This is a genomic window from Roseovarius sp. D0-M9, assembly GCF_037083805.1.
Classification (GTDB): Bacteria; Pseudomonadota; Alphaproteobacteria; order Rhodobacterales; family Rhodobacteraceae; genus Roseovarius.
Genome location: NZ_JBAPKZ010000038.1, coordinates 1 through 23,910, shown reverse-complemented (window position 1 = coordinate 23,910; position 23,910 = coordinate 1). Strand labels below are relative to the sequence as shown.

Annotated in this window: 21 protein-coding genes; 16 read left to right on the top strand and 5 right to left on the bottom strand. The window is 60.4% G+C overall.

Annotation, left to right across the window (positions count from 1 at the left end; all coding sequences use genetic code 11):
• Window positions 1–123: 123 nt before the first annotated feature.
• A complete protein-coding gene (locus V8352_RS18325) occupies window positions 124–822 on the bottom strand; it encodes a helix-turn-helix domain-containing protein (RefSeq protein ID WP_336425736.1) in 699 nt (232 codons plus the stop codon).
• 254 nt (window positions 823–1,076) lie between these two features.
• On the opposite strand from V8352_RS18325, the gene V8352_RS18320 reads away from it, so the two are divergent.
• Genes V8352_RS18320 through V8352_RS18275 form a run of 10 tightly spaced genes read left to right on the top strand, consistent with a single transcriptional unit; the run spans window position 1,077 to window position 14,391 of the window.
• Window positions 1,077–3,797 (top strand): nitrate/nitrite transporter, encoded by a 2,721-nt coding sequence (locus V8352_RS18320; protein WP_336425735.1) that lies wholly within the window; start codon window positions 1,077–1,079, stop codon window positions 3,795–3,797.
• Between the two features lie 15 nt (window positions 3,798–3,812).
• Window positions 3,813–7,571, top strand: a complete 3,759-nt coding sequence (locus V8352_RS18315) for a nitrate reductase subunit alpha (protein WP_336425734.1) — start codon at window positions 3,813–3,815, stop codon at window positions 7,569–7,571.
• Complete coding sequence (gene narH / locus V8352_RS18310) at window positions 7,568–9,094, top strand: nitrate reductase subunit beta (protein ID WP_336425733.1); 1,527 nt, start codon at window positions 7,568–7,570, stop codon at window positions 9,092–9,094. The genes V8352_RS18315 and narH overlap by 4 nt, the downstream gene beginning before the upstream one ends.
• Before the next feature lie 2 nt (window positions 9,095–9,096).
• Window positions 9,097–9,792 carry a nitrate reductase molybdenum cofactor assembly chaperone gene (gene narJ, locus V8352_RS18305; protein WP_336425746.1) on the top strand — a complete coding sequence of 232 codons (696 nt, stop codon included), beginning with the start codon at window positions 9,097–9,099 and terminating at the stop codon, window positions 9,790–9,792.
• 1 nt (window position 9,793) lies between these two features.
• The gene (gene narI, locus V8352_RS18300; protein WP_336425732.1) at window positions 9,794–10,570 is read left to right on the top strand and encodes a respiratory nitrate reductase subunit gamma; all 777 of its coding nucleotides are present in this window, start codon (window positions 9,794–9,796) and stop codon (window positions 10,568–10,570) included.
• Between the two features lie 5 nt (window positions 10,571–10,575).
• Window positions 10,576–11,370, top strand: a complete 795-nt coding sequence (locus tag V8352_RS18295) for a peptidylprolyl isomerase (protein WP_336425731.1) — start codon at window positions 10,576–10,578, stop codon at window positions 11,368–11,370.
• A 19-nt stretch (window positions 11,371–11,389) separates the two neighbouring features.
• A complete protein-coding gene (locus V8352_RS18290) occupies window positions 11,390–11,959 on the top strand; it encodes a hemerythrin domain-containing protein (RefSeq protein ID WP_336425730.1) in 570 nt (189 codons plus the stop codon).
• Complete coding sequence (locus tag V8352_RS18285; RefSeq protein ID WP_336425729.1) at window positions 11,949–12,581, top strand: carbonic anhydrase; 633 nt, start codon at window positions 11,949–11,951, stop codon at window positions 12,579–12,581. The genes V8352_RS18290 and V8352_RS18285 overlap by 11 nt, the downstream gene beginning before the upstream one ends.
• The gene (locus tag V8352_RS18280) at window positions 12,578–13,858 is read left to right on the top strand and encodes a molybdopterin molybdotransferase MoeA (protein WP_336425728.1); all 1,281 of its coding nucleotides are present in this window, start codon (window positions 12,578–12,580) and stop codon (window positions 13,856–13,858) included. The genes V8352_RS18285 and V8352_RS18280 overlap by 4 nt, the downstream gene beginning before the upstream one ends.
• A gap of 11 nt (window positions 13,859–13,869) precedes the next feature.
• A complete protein-coding gene (locus V8352_RS18275) occupies window positions 13,870–14,391 on the top strand; it encodes a DUF2478 domain-containing protein (protein ID WP_336425727.1) in 522 nt (173 codons plus the stop codon).
• 262 nt (window positions 14,392–14,653) lie between these two features.
• On the opposite strand, the gene V8352_RS18270 is transcribed toward V8352_RS18275, so the two are convergent.
• The 4 genes from V8352_RS18270 to V8352_RS18255 all read right to left on the bottom strand — a co-directional run bounded on the left by V8352_RS18270 (window position 14,654) and on the right by V8352_RS18255 (window position 19,946).
• Window positions 14,654–15,025 (bottom strand): IS110 family transposase, encoded by a 372-nt coding sequence (locus tag V8352_RS18270; RefSeq protein ID WP_336425726.1) that lies wholly within the window; start codon window positions 15,023–15,025, stop codon window positions 14,654–14,656.
• A gap of 331 nt (window positions 15,026–15,356) precedes the next feature.
• Window positions 15,357–18,431, bottom strand: coding sequence for an efflux RND transporter permease subunit (locus tag V8352_RS18265; RefSeq protein WP_336425725.1), 3,075 nt, complete (start codon window positions 18,429–18,431; stop codon window positions 15,357–15,359).
• Window positions 18,428–19,726 carry an efflux RND transporter periplasmic adaptor subunit gene (locus tag V8352_RS18260; RefSeq protein ID WP_336425724.1) on the bottom strand — a complete coding sequence of 433 codons (1,299 nt, stop codon included), beginning with the start codon at window positions 19,724–19,726 and terminating at the stop codon, window positions 18,428–18,430. Before V8352_RS18260 ends, V8352_RS18265 begins: the two co-directional genes overlap by 4 nt.
• A 4-nt stretch (window positions 19,727–19,730) precedes the next feature.
• Window positions 19,731–19,946, bottom strand: a complete 216-nt coding sequence (locus V8352_RS18255) for a hypothetical protein (RefSeq protein WP_336425723.1) — start codon at window positions 19,944–19,946, stop codon at window positions 19,731–19,733.
• A gap of 96 nt (window positions 19,947–20,042) precedes the next feature.
• Between V8352_RS18255 and V8352_RS18250 the strand changes: the two genes are divergently transcribed.
• The 6 genes from V8352_RS18250 to V8352_RS18225 all read left to right on the top strand — a co-directional run bounded on the left by V8352_RS18250 (window position 20,043) and on the right by V8352_RS18225 (window position 23,727).
• Window positions 20,043–20,657 (top strand): TetR/AcrR family transcriptional regulator, encoded by a 615-nt coding sequence (locus V8352_RS18250; protein WP_336425722.1) that lies wholly within the window; start codon window positions 20,043–20,045, stop codon window positions 20,655–20,657.
• Window positions 20,650–20,958 carry a hypothetical protein gene (locus tag V8352_RS18245; RefSeq protein ID WP_336425721.1) on the top strand — a complete coding sequence of 103 codons (309 nt, stop codon included), beginning with the start codon at window positions 20,650–20,652 and terminating at the stop codon, window positions 20,956–20,958. The genes V8352_RS18250 and V8352_RS18245 overlap by 8 nt, the downstream gene beginning before the upstream one ends.
• A gap of 408 nt (window positions 20,959–21,366) precedes the next feature.
• A complete protein-coding gene (locus V8352_RS18240; RefSeq protein ID WP_336425720.1) occupies window positions 21,367–21,573 on the top strand; it encodes a hypothetical protein in 207 nt (68 codons plus the stop codon).
• A gap of 10 nt (window positions 21,574–21,583) precedes the next feature.
• Window positions 21,584–21,715, top strand: a complete 132-nt coding sequence (locus V8352_RS18235; protein WP_336425719.1) for a hypothetical protein — start codon at window positions 21,584–21,586, stop codon at window positions 21,713–21,715.
• Between the two features lie 674 nt (window positions 21,716–22,389).
• Window positions 22,390–22,731 (top strand): Mu transposase C-terminal domain-containing protein, encoded by a 342-nt coding sequence (locus tag V8352_RS18230; RefSeq protein WP_336425718.1) that lies wholly within the window; start codon window positions 22,390–22,392, stop codon window positions 22,729–22,731.
• Window positions 22,732–22,734: 3 nt separating this feature from the next.
• Complete coding sequence (locus tag V8352_RS18225) at window positions 22,735–23,727, top strand: ATP-binding protein (protein ID WP_336425717.1); 993 nt, start codon at window positions 22,735–22,737, stop codon at window positions 23,725–23,727.
• The last annotated feature ends 183 nt before the right edge of the window (window positions 23,728–23,910 follow it).

Sequence of the window (23,910 nt, the reverse complement as noted above, 5' to 3'; positions counted from 1 at the left end):
CTGCGTCAGCAGGTGGTCATTCACTGCTTTGCGGTGTCCCATATTTTAGCTGGCTTGGCTCTTTATCTCGGACTGATCTGGCTGCACCCCTATCTGTTCGGGGTCAACCCACTGCCCTGAATTTCAGGACGAAATATTGTCGATTAGTGGATTGGGTTTGGCAAACCTCTCGAGGCCGGCCTGATCGCTTATGGTGATGCGGGTGCCGTTCACTATTACGCCGTAAGGTTGCAGGCCCTTGAAGGCGCGGCTGAGGTTCTCTGGTGTCATGCCGAGCACCGAAGCCAAGCGGCGCTTTTCGAATTCGAGATCGAATACAGTCCCGTTGCCGGCCCGTTTCTGTTGCCTAAGGAGGTAATTTGCGAGTCGTTCGAGCGAGGTTCGAAGCTTGAGATCTTTTTGTGCCTTGATGACCGAGCGGTAACATTGCGCAAGCTCTGCCACGATTGCGCGCGCAAAATTGCCGTCGGCATCGAAGATCGTGCGGACGTCCTGACTGGGGATCAGCGCGATCCTGCTTTTCTCCAAAGTGCGGGCCGACATCAGGTATGGCGCGTCCTTGATTGTCGCGGCCAGAATGAAGGTCGAGATGGGCCGCACAGTGGCCATGCTGGTATCTCTGCCATTCCACATCGAGAACAGATCGACCGAGCCTGAAATAACGACGTGAAGAAAATCGCTCGGCTCGCCTTCGGTGATCAATTCAATCTGCGCGGGGAAGTTTTGCACGTAAGCGCCGCGCATCAACACGGTGAAATTCTCATCCGCCATTTGGGAGAAAAGATCGAGATAGCGAATATCCCGGTATTCCGAGTCGGGCATGATAACCTTTCTCTGATAATGTCGTTCATCATCACCACAGTAATTGATATTTGTCAATTATGGGCATTGATCTGTGTGCTAATGGGATTGATGCATGCGTGTTGGTGAGGTGATAAATTTCTATAAGATACTTGTTTCGTTTGATATTCTCGTAGCGGTTGATCCAGATCAAACAACTTTGCCGGCTATGGCCCGAAGGCTGGTACCGATCCCCGTTTTGGGGGTGACATGCCATTCTTGCTGGAGACCCTGCCATGCAGACAGTTGCCACAGCCAGTCACGCAGATCAAACGCGCGCCCTGAGCCTGAGCACCGTCGCCTTCACCGCTTGTTTCGCGGTCTGGACGATCTTTTCAATTATCGGTGTCGCCATAAAGGCCGAACTTGGTCTGAATGATACCCAGTTCGGCCTTCTGGTTGCCACGCCGATCCTGACCGGCTCCATCAGCCGCCTGTTCCTGGGGGTATGGACAGAGAAATACGGCGGACGGCTCGTATTCTCCAGTCAGATGATTTTGACCGCGCTGGCCACATGGGCACTGACGTTGGCGGACACCTATATCATGTATCTGATTGCCGCGCTTGGCATCGGACTTGCTGGTGGGTCGTTCATCATCGGCGTGGCCTATGTCAGCCGCTGGTATGACGCGGGTCACCAAGGCACGGCACTTGGCATTTTCGGGGCAGGAAACGTTGGCGCGGCGGTCACCAAGTTCGTCGCCCCCTTTGTCATGGTCGCTTATGGTTGGCACGGGGTGGCCTATGTTTGGGCGGCGGGACTGGCCATCATCGGTGTCCTTTTCTTTCTTTTGGCCAAGGACGATCCCGCGCTGGTCAAACGGCGCAAGACAGGGGCCAAGGCCCCGTCGCTGGCCCAACAGTTCGCGCCGCTCAAGAACCTGCAGGTCTGGCGCTTTTCGCTCTACTACTTCTTTGTGTTTGGGGCCTTTGTGGCGCTGGCGCTGTGGCTGCCGCATTACCTGATAGACGTCTACGGCATCGACGTGCGTTTCGCCGGTATGGCCGCGGCCTCGTTCAGCCTCTCAGCGTCGCTGTTCCGGGCCTATGGCGGAGTGTTGTCCGACAAGTTCGGTGCACGTTCGGTCATGTATTGGACCTTCGGCTTCAGCATGCTCTTTTTGTTCATGCTGTCCTACCCGCCGACGGATTACATCATCCAAGGCAAGGACGGCCCGATTGCCTTCTCGACCCAAATGGGTCTGTGGCCCTTCATCGTAACGTTGTTTGCGCTTGGCTTTTTTATGAGCCTCGGTAAGGCGGCGGTGTTCAAGCACATACCAGTCTATTACCCAAACCACGTTGGATCAGTTGGCGGACTTGTCGGCATGATCGGGGGGCTTGGCGGCTTTGCACTGCCGATCGGTTTTGGCGCGCTACTGGATCTGACAGGCATCTACACTTCCTGCTTTGCGCTGCTGTTTGTTCTGGTCGGCATTGCGCTGACATGGATGCACCTGTCGGTCCGTGCGATGGAACGCGCCGCACATGGCGACGTGCTCGACCAGTTGCCGCAACTGCCCGAGATGCAGGACATCCACCATCCGGAACGAACCACGATGCCAAGAGTTCTGGAAGACTGGCGACCCGAGGACGCGAAATTTTGGGAGGACCATGGCCGTGCCGTTGCCCGCCGCAATCTGTGGATCTCGATTCCGGCGCTGCTTCTGGCCTTTTCGGTCTGGATGGTCTGGTCGATGGTCGTGGCCCGCCTGCCCGCAATTGGTTTTGACTTTGCGCCAAGCCAGTTGTTCTGGCTGGCGGCACTGCCTGGCCTGTCGGGCGCGACGCTGCGTATCTTCTACAGCTTCATGGTGCCGATCTTTGGTGGGCGGCTGTGGACGACACTGTCCACGGCATCGCTGCTGCTACCCGCCTTGGGTATCGGCTATGCAGTTCAGAACCCCGACACACCCTACCTGATCTTCCTGACACTGGCGCTGCTCTGCGGTTTTGGTGGCGGCAACTTTGCCTCGTCGATGGCCAATATCGGATATTTTTTCCCCAAGGCTGAAAAGGGCAATGCACTGGCCATGAACGCGGGCCTTGGCAATCTGGGCGTATCGGTCATGCAGTTTCTGGTGCCGATTGTCATCACGGTAGGCGTTTTCGGTGCCTTGGGTGGCCAGCCGGTAACAATGTCGGATGGCGGGCAGTTATGGATGCAGAATGCGGGCTTTGTCTGGGTTCCGTTCATCATTGCGGCCACGGTTGCCGCCTGGCTGGGGATGAACGACATCGCCGACGCCCGCGCCAGCTTTGCAGATCAGGTGGTGATTTTCGGGCGCAAGCACAACTGGCTGATGTGCATTCTGTATACCGGCACCTTCGGTAGCTTCATCGGCTATTCCGCGGGCTTCCCGTTACTGACGAAGCTTGCCTTTCCCGAGGTGAACGCCCTGAACTACGTCTTCCTTGGGCCCCTTATCGGCGCACTCAGCCGGGCTGGCACAGGCTGGATCAGTGACCGTTTCGGCGGCGGGCGGGTGACGCTCTGGACCTTTGTCGCGATGACCGTCGCCACATTCGGGGTGATCTTCTTCCTTGGCCTTGGGTCCTTCCTCGGCTTCTTTGCCTGCTTCATGGCGCTGTTTTTCCTGACCGGGGTAGGCAATGCGTCCACCTTCCAGATGATCCCGGTGATCATGGGCCGCGAAGTGCCACGCTTGATGCCGCAGCTTGGCGCGGACCAGCTCAAGCGGCAGATCGGCATGGAATCCGGCGCGATCGTCGCCTTTACCTCGGCCATCGCGGCTTATGGCGCCTTTTTCATCCCCAAGGCCTACGGAACCTCCATTGCGATGACCGGTTCTGCGGTCGGTGCGCTCTGGGCATTCCTGATCTTCTACGTGATCTGCATCGTGATCACCTGGGTCGTCTACACGCGTCCCGGCGGCCTTCTTCATGACATCGAACACGGCCGTGGCGATCTCGCCTCCGCCCAACCTGCTGAATAACGAAAGGACTGAACCATGAGCCATCTGCTCGACAGACTGAACTTCTTCCAGAGGAAGGAGTTGGAGCAATTCTCGGACGGTTGGGGTCAGACCACGGCCGAGAACCGCGACTGGGAAGACACATATCGCAACCGCTGGCGGCACGACAAGGTCGTCCGCTCGACCCATGGAGTGAACTGCACTGGGTCGTGTTCATGGAAGATCTATGTAAAATCCGGCATCGTCACGTGGGAGACACAGCAGACCGATTACCCGCGCACTCGCGCGGGCCTGCCCAACCATGAGCCGCGCGGCTGCGCGCGCGGTGCCTCCTACAGCTGGTATCTCTATTCCGCGAACCGTGTGAAAAACCCGCTGATCCGGGGCAGCCTGTTGCGGGCGTGGCGCAAGATGCGCGAGAAGATGACGCCGGTCACCGCGTGGTCTGCGATCCAGAATAATCCGGCCCTGCGGGCCAGCTATACCAAGACGCGCGGCAAGGGCGGTTTCGTGCGCGCAAGCTGGGAGGAGGCGACCGAGATCGTCGCCGCGGCTAACGCGTACACCGCAAAAACCTATGGACCCGACCGTGTCTTCGGCTTTTCGCCGATCCCCGCCATGTCGATGGTTAGCTATGCCGCCGGTTCGCGCTACTTGAGCCTGATGGGTGGTACCTGCATGTCGTTCTATGACTGGTATTGCGACCTGCCGCCCGCCTCTCCGCAAACATGGGGCGAACAGACCGACGTGCCGGAATCGGCCGATTGGTACAACGCGGGCTTCCTGATGCTCTGGGGCTCGAACGTGCCGCAAACCCGCACGCCCGACGCGCATTTTTATACCGAGGTTCGGTATCGCGGCACCAAATCTGCCGTTGTCAGCCCAGACTACTCCGAGGCCGCCAAGTTTGGCGACATCTGGTTGAACCCGCAGGCCGGCACCGATGCGGCGCTGGCAATGGCCATGGGCCACGTGATCCTGCGCGAATTTCATCTGGATCGTCAGGCCTCGTATTTCGAGGAATACGCCCGCAAATACACCGATATGCCGATGCTCGTGCGGTTGGATGAAAAGGCGGGGCACGTTGTGCCCGGCCGGATGCTGCGCGCCGAGGATTTCAACGACAAGCTGGGCGAGAAAAACAACCCCGACTGGAAAACGGTCGCCTACGACGAAGCAAGCGGACAGGTCGTCGCCCCCAACGGCTCCATCGGTTTCCGCTGGGGCGAAGAGGGCAAATGGAACCTCGAGGAACGCGCCAAGGGAGCAGAGGTGAACCTGCGCCTGACGCAAATCCTCGATGAAGATCATAACGAGATCGTAGGCGTCGATTTCCCCTACTTCGGCGGCGCCGCGACGGGCGATTTCGTCAAATGCGACCACCCTGATGTGCTGACCCGCAACATTCCCGCCAAGCGCGTCACGCTGGCCGATGGGCAGGAGGTGCTGGTTGCCACGGTATTCGACCTGTTCTGCGCGAACTACGGGCTCGACCGTGGTCTCGGCGGTGACTGGGTGTCGAAGGATTTCAACGACGACAGCCCCTATACTCCCGCATGGGCCGAAAAAATCACTGGAGTTGATCGCGAAAAGATCATCGCCGTGGCGCGGGAATTTGCCGGCAACGCCGAAAAGACCCATGGCAAGTCGATGGTGATTCTCGGGGCTGGTCTGAACCATTGGTATCACATGGACATGGCCTATCGCGGCATCATCAACATGCTGGTGATGTGCGGTTGTATCGGCCAGGAGGGCGGCGGCTGGTCGCATTATGTGGGGCAGGAAAAGCTGCGCCCGCAGACCGGTTGGCAGCCGCTGGCCTTTGGCCTGGACTGGAGCCGTCCGCCACGTCATATGAATTCGACCTCCGCGTGGTATGCCCATACGGATCAATGGCGTTACGAGACCCTGAGCGCAGGCGAGATCCTGTCGCCCACCGCGCCCGAGGGCGATTGGGACATCAGCCTGATCGACTACAACATCCGTGCCGAGCGCATGGGCTGGCTGCCCTCCGCCCCGCAGTTGAAAACCAACCCGCTGGAGGTCTCCAAAGATGCAAAGGCGGCGGGAAAGGATATTCCCGCCTATGTCGCCGAACAACTGAAATCCGGCGATTTGCAGATGTCCTGCGAAGATCCCGATGCGCCGGAAAACTGGCCGCGCAACCTTTTTGTCTGGCGCTCAAACCTCTTGGGCTCGTCGGGCAAGGGGCACGAGTATTTCCTCAAGCACCTGCTGGGCACGGATCACGGCGTGATGGGCAAAGATCTGGGCGAGGAAGGCGGCGTCATGCCGAAAGAGGCCGTCTGGCATGACGAGGCCCCGACGGGCAAGCTTGACCTTCTGGTGACCATTGATTTCCGCATGTCCACCACCTGCGTCTATTCCGACATCGTGCTGCCGACAGCCAGCTGGTACGAAAAGGACGACCTCAACACCTCCGACATGCATCCGTTCATCCACCCGCTACAGGCGGCAGTGGACCCGGCTTATGAAAGCAAGTCGGACTGGGAAATTTTCAAGTCGATCGCGCGGAAGTTCAGCGAAGTGGCACCCGAGGTGTTGGGCGTGGAGACCGACATCGTTCAGCTTCCGCTCTTGCACGACACTCCCGGCGAATTGGCGCAGGCCCATGTGAAGGACTGGAAAAAGGGTGAATGCGACCTGATCCCAGGCAAGACCGCGCCGAACTACATCGCGGTCGAGCGGGATTATCCAAACCTCTACAAGAAGTTCACGTCTGTCGGCCCACTTCTGGAAAAGCTCGGCAATGGCGGCAAGGGGATCAATTGGGATACCAAGGTCGAGGTCGGGCATCTGCGCGATCTGAACGGTGTGGTGTTGGATGAAGGCGTGTCGCAAGGCTTGGCCAAGCTGGACACTGCCATCAATGCCGCTGAAATGATCCTGATGCTTGCGCCCGAGACAAATGGCGAAGTGGCCGTCAAGGCATGGGAAGAGCTGGAAAAGCCGACAGGCCGCCACCATGCCCACTTGGCCGAGGGCGCACACCATACGAAAATCCGCTTTCGCGATATCGCGGCGCAACCGCGCAAGATCATCTCCAGCCCCACATGGTCGGGGATCGAGAGCGAGGAGGTCTGTTATAACGCGGGCTATACCAACGTGCACGAGCTGATCCCGTGGCGCACGCTCACTGGCCGTCAACAGCTCTATCAGGATCACCTTTGGATGCGCGCCTTTGGCGAGGGTTTTGTCAGCTATCGTCCGCCGGTGGACCTGAAAACCATTACCAAGGCGGTCAACAACGACGCGGCCGAGGGCAGCCCGCATGTGGTGCTCAACTTCATCACGCCTCACCAGAAATGGGGCATCCACAGCACCTATACCGACAACCTGCTGATGCTCACGCTGAACCGGGGCGGGCCGGTGGTCTGGATGTCCGAAGTGGATGCGGCAAAGGCGGGGCTGGTCGATAACGACTGGGTCGAGGCCTACAACATCAACGGCGCGCTGACCGCGCGGGTGGTGGTGAGCCAGCGGATCAAGCAAGGCACGCTCTTCATGTATCACGCGCAGGAAAAGATCGTGAATACGCCCGGATCGGAAAAGACCGGTAACCGCGGCGGCATCCATAACTCGGTGACCCGCACCACGCTCAAACCCACGCATATGATCGGCGGCTATGCGCAGCTGTCCTACGGCTTCAACTACTACGGAACTGTGGGCAGCAATCGCGATGAGTTCGTGATCGTGCGCAAAATGAAAAAGATCGATTGGCTGGATTCCCCTGCGTCCGGGCCTGCAACCAAAAAAGTGGAGGCCGCAGAATGAGAGTTCGTGCGCAAATCGGCAAGGTTCTGAACCTTGATAAATGCATCGGGTGTCACACCTGCTCGGTCACATGTAAAAACGTCTGGACCAGCCGCGAAGGCGTTGAATACGCGTGGTTCAACAACGTCGAGACTAAGCCAGGCACTGGCTATCCCACCGACTGGGAAAACCAGAAGCGCTGGAACGGCGGTTGGGCACGGTCAAAGTCGGGCAAGCTGCATCCCAAGCAGGGATCCAAGTGGCGGATTTTGGCGAATATCTTTGCCAACCCCGATCTGCCTGAGATTGACGATTACTACGAGCCGTTTGATTTCGACTATGACCACCTGAAGTCTGCGCCCGACATGAACGCCTTTCCTACAGCGCGCCCCCGGTCCAAGATTACCGGCGAGCGGATGGAAAAGATCGAAAAGGGCCCAAACTGGGAAGAGATCCTCGGCGGCGAGTTTTCCAAGCGGTCGAAGGATTACAACTTCGAGAACGTGCAAAAGGATATCTATGGAGAGTATGAAAATACCTTCATGATGTATTTGCCGCGCCTCTGCGAGCATTGCCTGAACCCGACCTGTTCGGCGGCTTGCCCCTCTGGCGCGATCTACAAGCGCGAAGAGGACGGTATCGTTCTGATCGACCAGGAGAAATGCCGTGGCTGGCGGATGTGCATTTCGGGCTGTCCCTACAAGAAGATCTATTACAACTGGGAAAGCGGAAAATCGGAGAAATGCACCTTCTGCTATCCGCGCATCGAAAGCGGGCAGCCGACGGTCTGTTCGGAAACCTGCGTGGGCCGCATCCGCTATCTGGGTGTGATCCTCTATGATGCCGACAAGATCGAAGCGGCGGCCAGCTCCGAGCGCGAAACTGATCTTTATGGCGCGCAGCTCGATGTGTTCCTCGATCCCAACGACCCCGAAGTGATTGCCGCGGCACGCCGTGACGGCATCCCCGAGGACTGGATCGAGGCCGCCAAGATCAGCCCGATCTGGAAGATGGCGATGGAGTGGAAGGTCGCCTTTCCGCTGCATCCGGAATACCGGACGCTGCCGATGGTTTGGTATATCCCGCCACTGTCGCCGATTCAGAACGCAGCACAGGCCGGACAGATCGCCATGAGCGACCAAATGCCCGATGTGCGCAGTTTGCGCATTCCGGTGCAGTATCTTGCCAACATGCTGACCGCGGGTGACGAGGAACCGATCGTCAACGCGCTGGAACGCATGTCGGCCATGCGGCTCTATATGCGCGCGCTCAGCGTGGATGGTGTCCGCGATGAGGCCATTGCCGCCCGCGTCGGCATGTCGGGCCGAATGATCGAGGACATGTATAAAATCATGGCCATCGCCGATTATGAGGACCGCTTCGCCATTCCCACCGCCCACCGGGAACAAAACGAAGAAGGTGCAGATATTCGGGGCGGCTGCGGCTTTACCGATGGTAACGGCTGTTCCAGCGGCGAAACCGGCAAAACATCCATGTTTGGTGGCAAGAAAAAGCAATTTGCCCTTCCGACGGAGACATTCTGATGATGGACCGCACACTCAAAGCGCTCTCGCTTCTGCTCAGCTATCCTTCGACGGAATTGCAAAGCGCAATGCCGGACATCAGCGCCGTACTGGCAGTTGACCCGCGCGTCCCGCCTGCGACGCAGCAGGGGCTGAGCAGATTGGCCGACTGGCTGGCGACCGGGGACATTTATGACGTGCAAGAAGCGTATGTCATGCTGTTCGACCGGTCCCGCACGCTGTCGCTGAACTTGTTCGAACATGTTCATGGTGAAAGCCGCGACCGGGGCGGGGCGATGGTCAGTCTTCTGGAAACCTACCGCGATGGCGGGTTCGATCCTGTCACCAGCGAATTGCCTGACCATCTACCGGTGCTGCTGGAGTTCCTGTCGACGCGGCCCTTTGCGGAGGCGCAGGAGGTTCTGGCGGATGCAGCGCACATCTTTGACGCGATCCGCACCCGTTTGGACCGGCGCGAAAGCCACTATGGCCCTGTCTTCGCGGCAATGATGCATCTGTCTGGAACTACGATTGATTCCGATGCTGTCGCCGAAATGCTTGCGCAACCGGATGACGACCCGACAGATCTGGAAGCACTGGATGCGGTCTGGGAAGAAACCGAAGTGACTTTCGGCCCAGATCCCAATGCGGGGTGCCCACAGGTCCGTGACATGCTGTCAGGCATGGACACCCCGAGACCTCTGAACAGGAGCGCATGACATGTTCGGCAATTTCGATCTCAACTATCTTATCTTCGGCATTATGCCCTATGCCGTTCTTGCCATTGCCCTAATCGGGACAATCGCGCGTTATGAGCGTGATCCCTTCACGTGGAAAACATCGTCCAGCCAGCTTTTGCGCCGCAAGCAGCTGATGTGGGGGTCGGTGTTGTTCCATGTGGGTATCATTGTGCTGTTCTTTGGCCATTTGATCGGTCTTTTCACACCGATATGGATACTGGATACCTTGGGGATCCCCTACGGCCTCAAGCAATGGGTGGCGGTCATTCTTGGAGGCGCGGCCGGGCTTGCTGCCTTGGTCGGCGCGTCGATGCTGTTGCACCGTCGGCTCTTCGATACGCGCATCAGGGTCAATTCCAGCTTTGCCGATATCGCGATTCTGGTCGCGCTCTGGCTTCAGATCGTTGTCGGACTTGGCACCATCGTGCTGACGCTTGAACATATGGACGGATCAGAAATGGTGCGCTTCATGACTTGGTCGCAAAGTGTCATGGGCCTTCAACTGAACGCTTGGGCGCAGGTGGTGAATGTTCACTGGCTCTACAAGGTGCATATCGTGCTGGGCATGGTGATCGTCGCGGCTTTCCCGTTTACCCGACTGGTTCACATGCTGTCGGTCCCGATCCGATACGTGACGCTGCGGACCGGGTATCAAATCGTGCGTACGCGCCGCCGTCGCCCGTTAGAGGAACGCCGCAAAGCGTTCGATGCGCGGCAAGGTAAAACTGGCCCCAAAGCCACCACACCGGCGGAGTGAGCGTTATGAACATGACCCTGTTTCCCGATGTTGTCGTGAACGGCGAAACCATTCCCTCGGCGGCGGTTGCCGCCGAGGCCCAGAACCACACCGCGCCCAAGGACAAACCCGGTATCGCCTGGCGCAAGGCCGCGCAGGCCCTCACGATCCGTGCTCTCCTCTTGCAGGAGGCGCAGGCGCGCGGGTTGGACCCCGACCCCGAAGAATTGGCCCCTGGTCGCGTCGAGACCGAAGATGAAGCCCTGATCCGGGCTTTGCTGGATGAGGCGGTCAATATCGCGCCTGTGACGGATGACGCGGTGCATTGCGAATGGGCCAAGAATCCGGAGCGCTACAGATCTGCGCCGCTTTGGGATGTGTCGCATATCCTTTGCGCCTGTGATCCGCGCGATGACGAAGAAAGGACGGCAGCGGAGGCAAGGGCAGCTGCCCTTCTTGCCCGCCTTCATGGCGATGCCAAGGATTTTGCCGCTGCCGCCCGTGAAAGCGATTGCGGCTCGAAAGCATCGGCCGGACATTTGGGCCAGCTTGGTCCCAATGACACCGTGCCCGAGTTCGAAGCGGCGCTGCGCACATTGCCAGAGGGTGGCATGACCCCCGCACCGGTTCTGTCCCGGCATGGTTGGCACATCATCCGGCTGAACGCGATCGCGCCGGGTCAGGTGCTGCCCTATGACACCGTGCGCCCAAAAATCGCGCAGGCGCTGGAAAAGGCGGCCTGGGCCCGCGCGTCGCGGGAGTTTGTCGAAACGCTGGCCAAGAGCGCGCAGATCACCGGCGCCAGCCTTGCGCCGATCTGAAAGCACGAAAGGGCGGGTCATGAAACAGTCAGAGCCAACGCTGCGCGGGAGCGGTCGTTTTCCGACGGATCCGAACCTGCTCGGCAGGCCGCTTGATTTCATCAGTGAGGATCATCTGCGCGAACGTCAGTTTTGTGTGGTGATCGACGATCTGGCTGTGGCCGAGTCTTTTGACCGGCAGGCCGCGCTGACCGTTTTGCGTTTTTTGAACGAGGAGTTGAACGTTCACTTGCGCGACGAGGCGGAGGATCTGTTCCCGATCCTCGCGCAGCGCTGCACTGCCGAAGATGCCATCGAAAGTGCAATCGCCCGCATCAGGGTCGATCAAGAAGAAGCCATGAACCTGATCGCCGAGGTGCGGGCGAGCCTTGCAGGTTGCATCGACACCGGATCTGATCTGTCCGCTGAAAATCGCGCGTTATTGGTCCGGTTCGCCGGACATGTGCGCCGCCATCTTGTGGCTGAGAATGCCATCCTGATGCCGATTGCGCGCGCCCGGCTGACACCGGCCGATCTGCGGCTTCTGTCAGAGCACATGCGATCACGGCGCGGGCTTGCGCCCCTCTCGGAGGTGACCAATGTTGAATGATCTTCTGGCGCGCAACCGCGATTGGTCGGCAAAACGCCAATCCAAAGAGCCAGACTATTTCACCCGGCTTGCAGCGCTTCAGGCACCCGAATATTTCTGGATTGGATGTTCAGACAGCCGGGTTCCGGCGAATGTGGTTGCCGGCCTCGATCCGGGCGAGGTTTTCGTCCATCGCAATGTCGCCAATATCGTCCACTCGGCTGACGTGAACTTCTTGTCGGCGCTGGAATTTGCAGTCGAGGCGTTGAAGGTACGCGAGATTATTGTTTGCGGTCACTATGGCTGTGGCGGCGTGAAGGCAGCCACCGAGGATCTTCCGCATGGGCTTGCCGATCACTGGCTGGAGCCGATCCGCCGGCTGGCGCGCAGCTATGCAGTCGATCTTGGGCGAGAGCCCGACATGGAAGGCCGCCGTGACCGGCTGGCGGAGCTGAACGTGGTCGAGGGTGTTCGGCGCGTCTGCGAAACGCCGATCGTGCAAAGGGCGTGGCGCCGCAGCGCGGATGTCCGAGTGCATGGCCTTATCTACGGGCTGAAGGATGGGCGGCTACGTGACCTCAATTGCAGCATCGGACCCGGCCATTTTCGGACTGGTTTTTCCAAACAGGAGGCGGCGCAATGACGATTCATCAAGCCATCGCATCAAGGGGATGCGGTTGTGACGGACAAGACATGTTGAAAAGCTTGATCAGCATTGACGAGGCGCTTGCCTGTATCACAGCAAATGTCACTGTGATCACGAGAAGCAATACAGTGCCGCTGGACAGCGCCTTGGGCCGCATCCTTGCCCAGCCGGTCCGGTCACGGGCCAAGGCGCCGGCGTTCGATAATGCTGCCATGGATGGTTACGCAATCGTAACCTCAGCTATGACGCAAGATGGGCCCTGGGTGCTGAAGGTGGATACCCGAATTCAGGCGGGACAGGGATTGACCGAGAAGCTCCTTGGTCCACGTGCGGCCCGCATCTTCACTGGCGCGCCGATCCCCGATGGCGCGGATGCCGTCGTGATGCAAGAAGACGTCACGCGTAAGGGTGACGTCATTCATCTCTTCCGCCGCCCCGCGCCGGGCCTGAACATCAGGCAAGCAGGCAGCGAAATGGCAAAGGATGCAATCGTTCTGGACAAGGGTCAAAAACTTGGTCCAAGAGAAATTGCCGCCTGCGCCACAGCCGGTGCGGGCGTGGTCAGTGTCCGCCCAAGACTTCGCGCGGCGCTGCTTGTCACTGGCGACGAGATCTGTCGAGCCGGAGCGGCGCGAGGGGCCGCGCAAATATGGGACGTGAACACGCCGATGCTGGCCGCAGCTCTGGAGGCCGCGGGAGTAGATATTGTGGCAACCGTCCATGGCGCCGATGACCGCGACGGCATTGCCCGGCAAATCAGCGACATTGCAGCGCTTGCAGATTTTGTGATCACAACGGGAGGTATCTCGGTGGGCGAAGAGGATCATGTCAAACCCGCCCAAAACAGTCTGGGCGGCGAAACGTTGTTCAGCGGCGTGGCAATAAAGCCCGGAAAACCGGTCTCTTTCGGGCGCATTGGGTCCACATTCTGGCTTGGCCTCCCCGGCAACCCGTTGTCGGCCTATGTCACATGGGAGGTTTTTGGCACCGCGCTTATTCGGGCGCTGTCCGGTGAATCAGCGCGCGCACCAGCCCGGCGACACGTTGTCACTTTCGCACCCATCCGGCGGAAACCAGGACGATGCGAACTTAGGCCCGCAACGCTTGCCGGGTTCGACAGCGAAGGCCGTGAGGTCGTCAGCTTCGAGGATGCCACTCATTCGGCGCGCGTCGGAGGCCTTCCTTTGGCGGATGGGCTGATGTTCCTGCCTGCTGATGCTGATAATTTGCCTGCCGGGGCGCTTGTCGAATTTCAACCCTTTTGCCAAACTTGAGGAGGCCAGAGATGAAACTTGCCTACACGATGGCGCCGGGACCCGGCGATACGGATCTGATCCTCGAAAGATTGGCGATTGACCTCGTTGCGCGCGGCATAAGGTGCTGTGGCACAGTTCAGATCAATACACAGCGCACGGATGCGGGTCTCTGCGACATGGACGTGCGTGTGCTGCCCGATGGTCCAGCTCTGCGTATCAGTCAGAATCTTGGCCCGTCTGCGCGAGGATGTCGCCTTGATCCCGCTGCGCTGGAGACTGCAGTCGGGCTGGTCGCAGCGCGACTTTCTTCAGGCACGGACCTTTTGATCATCAACAAATTCGGCAAGCACGAGGCCGATGGGCGCGGGTTTCGCGACCTGATTGCGCAGGCCGTTGCTGTGGATGTGCCCGTGATTGTCGGCCTAAATGAACTTAATCGCGAAGCTTTTGAGACCTTCGCCGGAGGTATGGCCATCCAACTGCAACCTGACCACGCGGCGCTCAAGGCGTGGGCGAACGGTGTGACCGCGACTGCGTCTGACCTCGTGTGACCTCGCCAGACCGCGTCCTGTGTGGCCGCCCGCTTAACACGGCGATCTAACTCCAAATAGTGCTCAAACAGAACGGCCCGAGCGTCGAGCAGTGGAATGATCGCATACGCGAGCACCTCATCCATCTCGACCATGGGCCGCACCAGCCCATCGAAGCTACCATGTTTGACTGTCTTCGGTAGACACACTTCGAATATTTTCAGCAGGCCCCTTACTTCGTTGGCCAAATCCATCGTTTTCTTTAGAAACGCCTTTCTTGTGCTCAGCAACGCAGCACCCCATACGCTTCACGGCTCTTCATATGCACAGGGCTGAACCAACCAGTGCGCAAGATCTGAGCGATACCTTGGGCATCCGTCTTGTCTGTCTTGTTCCGCATGCCCGACAACGCCGCACTCACCTTCCGAGCTTCCATGCAGAAAAAGCCAAAACCTGTGTGCTGAAGGACAAGGAATAGGTGCTGGCTGAGCGCACCCACTTCAAAGCCGATCCGTTCGACGGGATGTGGAAATGCCTCCAAGCAATCCGTGATGTCGGCAACTTCGCACGGCAACTCTCGCTCCATACAAACTTTGCCACTGCCATCCACGATGCAAAGCGCGCATGACGAAGTATTCCATGCTTTGTCTCCCACTCTCATAGCATTGCTGTGATCTTATCGGGAGCTCGACCTCAGAACAGCGTCAACCCAATTACTCATGCTTCCTGCCCTTGCGAAGGAGCCAGCAGCATCGTCAAGAACGGCCCTCACCGGACCTTCATCCATCAAACAAACGCTGCAATGCAGCCTGACAGAGCCATCGTTCGTGCGTTTTGCAGCGCGCCTTTCTGGCGCCTGGGAATGGCAACGCCGTGGAGGCAGCAAGTCGCGTTGCGGCGCCAAATTTCGATGTATGGGATTTCCGATCAATTCTTGTTGCCCATGGAGTGTGAAGACGCCTCTATCCGCAACAGTGTTCCGCGTCTCACCGATTGTCCGGACGAATGTCATCGAGCACCGCGTAGAAGGCCGGAAGCACCAGCAGGATCAGCACCGTGGCGGCCAGAAGGCCGAAGACCACGGCGATCACCAGCGGCTTGAGCGTCTGCGCCTGGGTCGAGGTTTCCAGCAGCAACGGCGCCATGCCCATTATGGTGGTCGAGACCGACGCGAAGATCGGCCGGAACCGGGCGCGGACGGCGTCTCCGGCGGCGTCCGTGGCCGAAAGCCCCTCGGCGCGGCGGGTCTTGATCACGCCGACCAGCAGGATCGCGTTGTTGACGACGATCCCGGCCAGCGAGGCCGCGCCCACAAGAGACGGCATCGAGATGTTGTAGCCCATCAGCACGTGCCCCCAGATCACCCCCAGAAAGGCCAGCGGAATGGTGATCATGACGATCAGCGGTTCGACATAGCTGCGGAACTGGAAGCTGAGCACGATGTAAACTCCGACCAGCCCGATCACGAAGCCCCGCAGGATCGAGCGAACGGTTTCCGCCGAGTTCGCGGCCTGTCCGGCGATCTCGAAGCCGAGGCCGGGGGTCGTGGCGGCGAGCTCTGGCAGGAATCCTTCGGCTATCCGGGCGGTGATCGCGTCTGCATTGCCAACACGCCCGTCGACATCCGCGGAAATGGTCAGGGTGCGCTGACCGTCGCGGCGGGTGATGCTGGCCCACCCCCGCCCCTCGGTCAGGGTGGCCACGGTTCCCAACGGAACAGTGTCGCCTTCAGGCAATGCTATCTCGAACTCGTTGAGGTCGGAACGAGTGGCGCGGTCGGTGTCGTTCAACCGGACCTCCAGGTCCCAGGCAAGGTCGCCGCGCCGGATCTCGGACAGCTGCGTGCCAAGGAAGGCGGCGCGCAGCTGTCCCGCGACATCGCTTGCCGTCAGCCCGAGGGCCTCGGCCCCCGGCGACAGGCTCAGTCGCACCTCCGGCGTGCCCGGGCGCAGGTCGAGGATCGCGTTGCGGACACCCGCGTAGGTCTGCAACTCGACCATCGTGACGCGGCCCGCACGCGACAGCGTTGCGAGATCAGGATGCGTCAGGCGCAGTTCCACCGCGACCCCCTGCGGGCCTATGCCCGGCTCTGTCAGGATCAGCGAGGAGACGCCGGGCAGCGGTCCGATTTCCACGCGCCAGAGGTTTACGATCTCGTCAAGCGTGCTGGTGCGCGTCTCCGCCCCCAAAAGGTCCACCGCGACGGTGGCGACATGGGCGCCGGCCTCGCCAGCCGACAGGTTGCGGCCCATGCGGGTGATGCGCCGGATCACCAAGGGTTGTGCGTCGGGTTGGCCGGGGGTCAGACGGGCGTTCACGCGGTCAATCGCGGCCTCGACCTGCGCGACGGCCTCGGCCGTGCGCGCCAGCGGTGTGCCCGCGGGCAGCATCAGCCGCGCTTCCAGCACGTCACCGTCGATCTCGGGCATTGCCTCGCGCTTGACCACGCCGCCGCCGAGGGCGCCGGCTGTCAAGATCAGCGCAGCCGTCGCCAGCCCCGCCACCAGCCAGCGCCAGCGGATCGCGGCATCGGCCAGGCAGCCCACGCCGCGCTCGCGCAGGGTGTCGAAGCCTGCATCGAAGCGGCGGCGAAAGCGTGACGGCGCGCTCTCTTTCATCCCACCCTTCAGGTGATGCGGCAAGATCAGGAAAACCTCTACCAGCGAGGCCGCGAGGGCGGCCAGCAGGACGACTGGTAAAACCTCCAGCACCGCGCCCAGTTCACCGGCAAGAAAGGCCAGCGGCAGGAACACGGCCAACGTGGTCAGGAAGGACGAGAGAACGCCGGGCGCCACGGCGGCAACGCCAGCGGCTACTGTGTCGACCGCTGCCGTCTTGGCGGCATGAACCGCGATCGAATCCGCGACCACGATAGAATCGTCCATCACAATCCCGATCGCCATTAGCAGCGCCACCAGCGTCATCATGTTCAGGCTGAGGCCGGTCAGCGCCATCCAGGCGAAGGCGCCGGCAAAGGCAACCGGCAAGCCCATCGCGGCCCAGATCGCGAAGCCGGGGCGGAAAAACAGGCTCATCACCGCGACGACCAGCACAAGGCCGATCACGCCGTTCTGCACCAGCATCAGCAGCCGGTCGCGGATGATGGAGGTCACGTCCTGCACCACCTCGACCTTGATGGTGTTGGGCAGGCGCGCCGTCTCCGCCGCCACCCGCGCCGTCACGTCATCGAGCACGCGCAGGGCGTCGGCATTGAGCGCCTTGGCCACGTCGATCAGGATGGCGGGATTGCCATCGACGAAGGCGCTGTCATGGGGTGGCTCGAATCTTTCTTCGATGACGGCCACGTCGCCCAAGGTCAGGGTCGCGCCGTTGGGCAGGACAAGCACCGGGATCGTGGCAAGCGCCGTCGCAGTGTCCCGCTCGGCGGCAAAGCGCAGGGTCAGGTCGGCGCCAGCGCCCTCCAGCGTGCCGGCTGGCAGGTCGATGTTCTGCGTGGCGATGGCGCTGGCCAGGGACGCAGGTGTCAGCCCATGGCTTGCCAAGACCGCCTCGCGCGCCGAGACGCGCAACGTGCGCGCGCCCAGCCCCGACCGCGTCACCGTCGCCACCCCGGGCAGAACGCTCAGCCGATCGGACAAGGCGTCGGCGTAGAGATCCAGTTCGCCCGGCGGCAGATCACCCGAGACGGCAACGGAGGTGACCCGATCGGTCCGGTGCAACTCGCGGGTGATGGCGGGATCGGCGCTGGCCGGGAATGTATCGATTGTCGCGACCTCGGTGCGCAGGGAACTGACAAAGCGCAGGGCGTCATTGCCGGGGGCCATGGTCGCGACGGCTCGCGCCCGGCCGATCTGCGCTGTGCAGGTCAGGGTCTCGAGCCCCTCGACGCCCTGCACCGCGTCCCAGAGCGGCGCGCAGATCGCGCTTTCCACGTCCTCCGCCGTGGCGCCACGCCAGGGGACAGTGATCTCGGTCTCGACCGCGCGGAAATCCGGGAAGGTCTCGCGCAAGAGGCCGGGCGCAGCGAAGACACCGGCAGCCATAAACAGGAGCAGCAGAAGGTTGCTTGCCGTCGGATGGCCGGTGAACCAGCGGATCATTCCAGCGCCTCGACGGGCGACAACGCCATGCCGGGGATGGCGGGTGCGATGTCGTCAATCACCACGCGGTCGCCGGGGGCAAGCCCCTCGGCAATCATCACGCGCCCGTCCTGGGCGAAGGCGGGTGTGACCGGGCGCAGTTCCAGCAGGTTGTCTGGGCCTGCGACGCGCACCATCCCGCCATGAAGGGCCGCCTCGGGGATGGCGATGACGCCGCTTTGCGGCGCACCCTTGAAAGCCAGCTGCACCTGCATGTTGGATACCAGCGGCAGCCGGCGGGGCGGGTCCGCGCCCGCGTATGGATCGGCGACCGTCACCACCACGGGCACGGTGCGGGCGCGGGCATCGAGCGCCCCCTCGATCCGGCTGACGCGCGCGTGCCATTCCTGAGCGGGGTCGGACAAGGGGCTGAGCGTCACATCGATCTGCGTGGCGGGCACGTCGCGCATCATGTCGTTCAGGGTGACACCGCCGGGCACATTGGTCACGAGGCGGCGAAAGCTGTCGATCGGCAGATGTCCCACGACCTCGGCCGAGGCGATCCCGTCGGCACGTATGACCACTTGGCCGGGTGCTATAGTCTGGAAGCGTTCGGCGCTGACTTCGGTCACGCGCAGAGCGAAGGGCGTTGTCAGCGCGGTCCGGTCAAGCGACCGGCGCGCGCGGTCGAGTGCAGCCTGCGTCCGCGCGATCTGCGCCGCCATGCGCGCCTCGCGCGACGGGATGAGGGCCAGCGTGTTTTCCAGCTCCGCCACCGTGCGACGGGCCAGAAGGGTGGAACGCTCGGCCTCGTCCAGACGCGCCTGTGGCACGGCGCCCTGTTCGGTCAGTCGGCGGGTTCGGGACAGATCGGCCTCGGCCAGCGCCAGCCGTTTGCGTTCCAACTCAAGGATCCGGGTCGTGTTGGCGGCCTCGGCGGTCAGCTGCGCGGCCTCGGCGGAAAAGGCGTCCAGATCGGCCTCGGCCTGCGCCAGCGCCAGTTCGTAATCGGCCGGGTCTATACGCAGCACCTCTGTCCCGGCTTGGATCAGGCGGCCCGGCTCAAGGTCGGGGTGACGCCAGATCACCTCGCCCTGAACCTCGGCCACGGCGACCCAGGTATCGGCGGCACGGAGGTTACCCCAGGCGGTTGCGGTGGGGCGGATGTTCTGCGCCGCGATTGTGAGGACGCGGACAGGATGGACAGGTTTTCCCCCTTCAAGCTGCGCGGGGCCAGGGTCCGATGAGATCATCCAGACAGCCGCAGCAATCCCGAGCGCGATGGGCGTCAGGGCGAGGAGGGGCGCAAGCCGCATGGTCTCAGCCCTGCGCCCGGCGCATTCGCGCGTCCGCGCCTCCTGCAACATGGGCCAACACGAGCGGGTCGAACCTGACCTCAAGCCCTTCGATGACACGATCCCAAGTCGCGGACATCGTATCCTTGAACAGGTAGTGTTGCGCGATCAGCGCGAAAACGATCCAGTGCAGTGCGATCTGCAGGCGGGAATAACCGGTCGGGGCAGTCTCGGGGCGCATGGCGAGGCCTTTCTGTCGGATGCGTGCGAGTCGGAATGGAGGTTGCGGATGACAGGAGTGTATGTAAGTTAGTTATCACTAACAATAGGGATTCTCATGGCAGGGCGTCAGAGCACGGGAGATCGCAAGGCGCAGATCGTCGCCGAGGTGTTGCGGCTGGCCGACGAAATCGGGCCGGACCGTCTCAGCACGACGGACGTGGCCCGCGCGGTCGGGCTCAGCCAGCCGGCGATCTTTCGGCATTTCCCGACCAAGGGCGCCCTCTGGCTTGCCGTGGCCGAGGATATCGCGGCGCGCCTGCGCCAAAATTGGACGGCCGCCGAGTCGCAGGCCGCCGAACCCGACGCGCGCTTGAAGGCGCTGATCGGGGCGCAACTAACCGCCATCGCCGGGACGCCATCCCTGCCGTCGATTCTCTTCTCGCGCGAGTTGCAGGTGGACAATGCGGCGCTGAGGGACGTGTTTCGCGGGCTTCTCGCCACGTTTCAGGGGCGCCTTGTCGCCGCGCTCCGGGATCAACAGGCATCTGGCGATCTGCGCCGCGACGTCGCGACCGAGGATGCCGCGATGCTGCTGGCATCGCTTGTGCAAGGGGTGGCAATTCGGTGGACGCTGGGCGCTCGCGGCTTTCCCATTGTCGAGGAAGGCCTCCGGCTCTTCGATCTTCAGATGACACTGTTGCGCGCGCAGGAGGACGCACCCGATGGGTAAGACGAATAGGGCCTCGCGCATCGCGGGCGCCGTTGCGATCGGCTTTGGCCTGCTGACGATTGCGTCAGGTGGCGCCACCCTGCTTGGCGGACTCGACATGGGGCGGGTCGTCGGCTTCGTGCTATGGTTCAACATGCTGGCCGGGCTGGCCTATGTCGTGGCCGGCCTTGGCCTCTGGCGCGGCCGGAAATGGGCGTTTGCACTGTCGCTCACCATATTTGTGGCGACAGTGCTGGTCTTTTCAGGCTTCGGACTGTACGTCAGGGTGGCGCGTTCGAGATGCGGACCGTCTTCGCCATGACCCTGCGCAGCGCGGTCTGGGGCGTGATCGCGCTTGTGGCGCGTCAGATCCGACCGCCAATGCATTGCGGGTGAAATCGACAAAGAAGACAGTCACCCTTCGCCGGCGCCCCCATTGGCACGGTCTACTTGACAGGCGCACACTGGATCTCAACTTTGTCTTCGCCTAAAGATCAGGTCACGCTGGCCGGTCGCCAACTCGAAAGCGAACCGGTCTCAAGCGGGCCAGCAGCCTCGGAATCGGGCGTGAACGACTTGCAAAAACTGCAAACGAACGGATTTCTCTGGATCAGAGCCGACCTTCGTCCCTGCCGCAGCGAACTTGCGCTCTCCGCTCGGCGTGTCGGGTGCTGCGGTAGCAAATGATATGGACACAACTGGCAACAAAGGGCTGCCTGCCGTCACCTGAGTGATACTTATCGAGAACTCGCAATTGCCGGCGGAGGTGCTGTACCTGCAGCATGCCTTTCGCTTGTCAGATGATGCGGCCCTCTCGCACTGGGTCGAGACCCAATTTTGGCAGTATCTCATCGCCAAGTCGGTTTGTCAGCGCCACTCGCTTGTCGATCCACCCTCATTGACCCGCTGTCACCAGCTGATCGGGGAAGAGGGCTGAATGGCTGCTCGTGAAAACCATCGAGGCCGTGGGTATCGGGACAGTTGATGACGACAGCCTCTTGCGCGTGTTGGTGGATGCGAGCGTGATGGCGATGAATATTGGCATCCGGCCCACGCGGTACAAGATTCTTCCGATGTAGTCGTCGATTCGACGAAGAAAAGAATCGTTCGGTTCGGGGCGCTGGGTTTCAAACCTACGTCCCACCATTCGCTTCTGTTCGGCGCGTTGCAAAAATGTCGCGGCAGCAGCCCGGACTTCACGGCAAATCCGGCACCCTTCCGACCCCGCAAGAAAAGTAGCGACCGATGATGCTTGTGTGGAGGTCTCATAAATAACAACAAAAACAATATGTTGATCGAAATTTGGGAGGTCTATGATATCGTTTTGTCCTAAACGATAACATTTTCTTCAGATTCTTATCCCCCGAAATCAGTTGTTGTTTGAGCCGCCGCGACCGGTAGTTTCTGGGTCTCAAGCGAAGGCTGAATGGCAGATCACACGGATCGACGAGCAGTTTTTTCTTCGTGAAACAAGCAGTCAGCCAATCTCTTAATCGACATCGTCAAAGTCTGGTGGCGGTTGAGAGGTCAAGGCCAAGGGGAGGTGACCGATCATGGTTGAGGACGCAGAGTAAGCCAAACGAATGTGCAGGCCAATCCATTGTGAGGCCTGCAACTGAAGCCGCCTAAAACAGAGCGGTCAATAACAAAATCACAAAATCAGTATCGCAGCCTTCGGGCAGCGTCGGAGCGAATTCCGACGAGCGGTATCCCTATGTAAAAAGGAAAGAAAATGTCAAATTTGCCGGAAATCATGAACATGGAGAACTGCCCGATTGCTGAGCAGCTGCTCTCAAGGAAGCTGCACTCTTCCGGCGTCGCAGTGATGTCTGTGCGCTACGCAAGCGATGAGCTTGAGAGGGTCTATGCGAAGTCGGGAACACGAGATGTGGAAATCTTGTGGGATCCGGAGAATCTGGGAGCCATTAGCGTATTTTTGGACGGTATCTGGCACGAGGTTCATGCCGTCCTTGATTGGTTCGACGGTGTCCCTGTCGATGTCTGGTCAAACCTTCGCTCTGTATTGCGGGAGTTTTCCAACGCTGCGCATTCGGATTTCCAACCAACAATCACCACACAAGTTTCGGGAGAATAAATCATGGAGTTTATAGCTAATACCGCAGCGAAAGTTCAGAACCTTCGTACCCTTCACGTGCCAAATCAGCGTGATCAGGAGTTCAAGAAGCAATTCTATCGCCTGTTCAAAGTCGATGACGTTGGCAATCTGACCGCGGTGCCGTGTCGCTTTACGGCGGGCCGGGAGACCCGTGGAATCACTTTTATCGAGGAGCCCGGGGGCGGAAAAACGACCACGATCCGCACTTTCCTTCAGGAAGCTGGCTTTCTGGCGACAAATCCTGAGACTGGCGAGCCCTGCTACATCGAGATCCAAGTGCCAAGCCCCGCGACCTTGAAAAGCGTAGGTCTGACCATCTTGGCTGCTCTTGACATGGAGGGCGTCTCAGTGAATGCGAAAGAATGGGAGATCTGGAAGGTGGTCAAGCACCGGCTCGGTGTGAAGGGGATCAGTGTCCTTTGGTTGGATGAAGCACAAGATCTCATCATGGCGCGGTCCGCCAACGAGACCGAGAGTTCGCTGCGGATGCTCAAATCTCTCATGCTGGGCGACAACGCCGTGATTCCGATTTTGAGTGGGACCCAGCGTTTGGCGGAAATGACCACCTTTGATCCCCAGGTATCGCGGCGCTTTACCAAAATCATACCGTCTGATCTGCAGCACGGTGTTGACGAAGATGGTCTGGCTCAATTGATCGAGTATTTTTGCGGAGAGGCCGGTATCTCGACCAGGCACAGCACCGATTTGCCGGCACGCCTCATCACGGCCAGTCGTCACCGGTTTGGTCGTGCCGTGGAAAACATCATCAACGCGATCGAATGTGCTCTCTGGGAGGATTCAAGGGTCCTCACAGTCGAACACTTCGGTGAAGCTTGGGCTATGCAGGAAGGCTGCGATCCAAGCGCTAATGTCTTTTTCAGCGATCATTGGCTATCCATCCAGCTCGACAAGGGGGCAGGGGAATACGAAGAGGCGCGAACAAGACGGCAGCAGAAGAAACTGGAGAGGGTTTGAGATTATGCCGTTGCTGCCAATCTTGCCCCCTCACAGCGATGAAACCACCGTATCATGGTGTTCCCGCATTGCCCGTGTCAACGGCGGAGACAAAACCGGCCACGTGGCGGCGCAAAACCAGGCCAGTGGCGGGGTGCCAAGCGCCATGGCACGTGCGCTCCCCAGATAGCTGGCGCGTGCCAT

What these genes read in the sequence shown, in the direction of transcription:
- V8352_RS18325 (WP_336425736.1), bottom strand. Translation starts at nt 822, where the DNA reads ATGCCCGACTCGGAATACCGGGATATTCGCTATCTCGATCTTTTCTCC.
- V8352_RS18320 (WP_336425735.1), top strand. Translation starts at nt 1,077, where the DNA reads ATGCAGACAGTTGCCACAGCCAGTCACGCAGATCAAACGCGCGCCCTG.
- V8352_RS18315 (WP_336425734.1), top strand. Translation starts at nt 3,813, where the DNA reads ATGAGCCATCTGCTCGACAGACTGAACTTCTTCCAGAGGAAGGAGTTG.
- narH (WP_336425733.1), top strand. Translation starts at nt 7,568, where the DNA reads ATGAGAGTTCGTGCGCAAATCGGCAAGGTTCTGAACCTTGATAAATGC.
- narJ (WP_336425746.1), top strand. Translation starts at nt 9,097, where the DNA reads ATGGACCGCACACTCAAAGCGCTCTCGCTTCTGCTCAGCTATCCTTCG.
- narI (WP_336425732.1), top strand. Translation starts at nt 9,794, where the DNA reads ATGTTCGGCAATTTCGATCTCAACTATCTTATCTTCGGCATTATGCCC.
- V8352_RS18295 (WP_336425731.1), top strand. Translation starts at nt 10,576, where the DNA reads ATGAACATGACCCTGTTTCCCGATGTTGTCGTGAACGGCGAAACCATT.
- V8352_RS18290 (WP_336425730.1), top strand. Translation starts at nt 11,390, where the DNA reads ATGAAACAGTCAGAGCCAACGCTGCGCGGGAGCGGTCGTTTTCCGACG.
- V8352_RS18285 (WP_336425729.1), top strand. Translation starts at nt 11,949, where the DNA reads ATGTTGAATGATCTTCTGGCGCGCAACCGCGATTGGTCGGCAAAACGC.
- V8352_RS18280 (WP_336425728.1), top strand. Translation starts at nt 12,578, where the DNA reads ATGACGATTCATCAAGCCATCGCATCAAGGGGATGCGGTTGTGACGGA.
- V8352_RS18275 (WP_336425727.1), top strand. Translation starts at nt 13,870, where the DNA reads ATGAAACTTGCCTACACGATGGCGCCGGGACCCGGCGATACGGATCTG.
- V8352_RS18265 (WP_336425725.1), bottom strand. Translation starts at nt 18,431, where the DNA reads ATGATCCGCTGGTTCACCGGCCATCCGACGGCAAGCAACCTTCTGCTG.
- V8352_RS18260 (WP_336425724.1), bottom strand. Translation starts at nt 19,726, where the DNA reads ATGCGGCTTGCGCCCCTCCTCGCCCTGACGCCCATCGCGCTCGGGATT.
- V8352_RS18255 (WP_336425723.1), bottom strand. Translation starts at nt 19,946, where the DNA reads ATGCGCCCCGAGACTGCCCCGACCGGTTATTCCCGCCTGCAGATCGCA.
- V8352_RS18250 (WP_336425722.1), top strand. Translation starts at nt 20,043, where the DNA reads ATGGCAGGGCGTCAGAGCACGGGAGATCGCAAGGCGCAGATCGTCGCC.
- V8352_RS18245 (WP_336425721.1), top strand. Translation starts at nt 20,650, where the DNA reads ATGGGTAAGACGAATAGGGCCTCGCGCATCGCGGGCGCCGTTGCGATC.
- V8352_RS18230 (WP_336425718.1), top strand. Translation starts at nt 22,390, where the DNA reads ATGAACATGGAGAACTGCCCGATTGCTGAGCAGCTGCTCTCAAGGAAG.
- V8352_RS18225 (WP_336425717.1), top strand. Translation starts at nt 22,735, where the DNA reads ATGGAGTTTATAGCTAATACCGCAGCGAAAGTTCAGAACCTTCGTACC.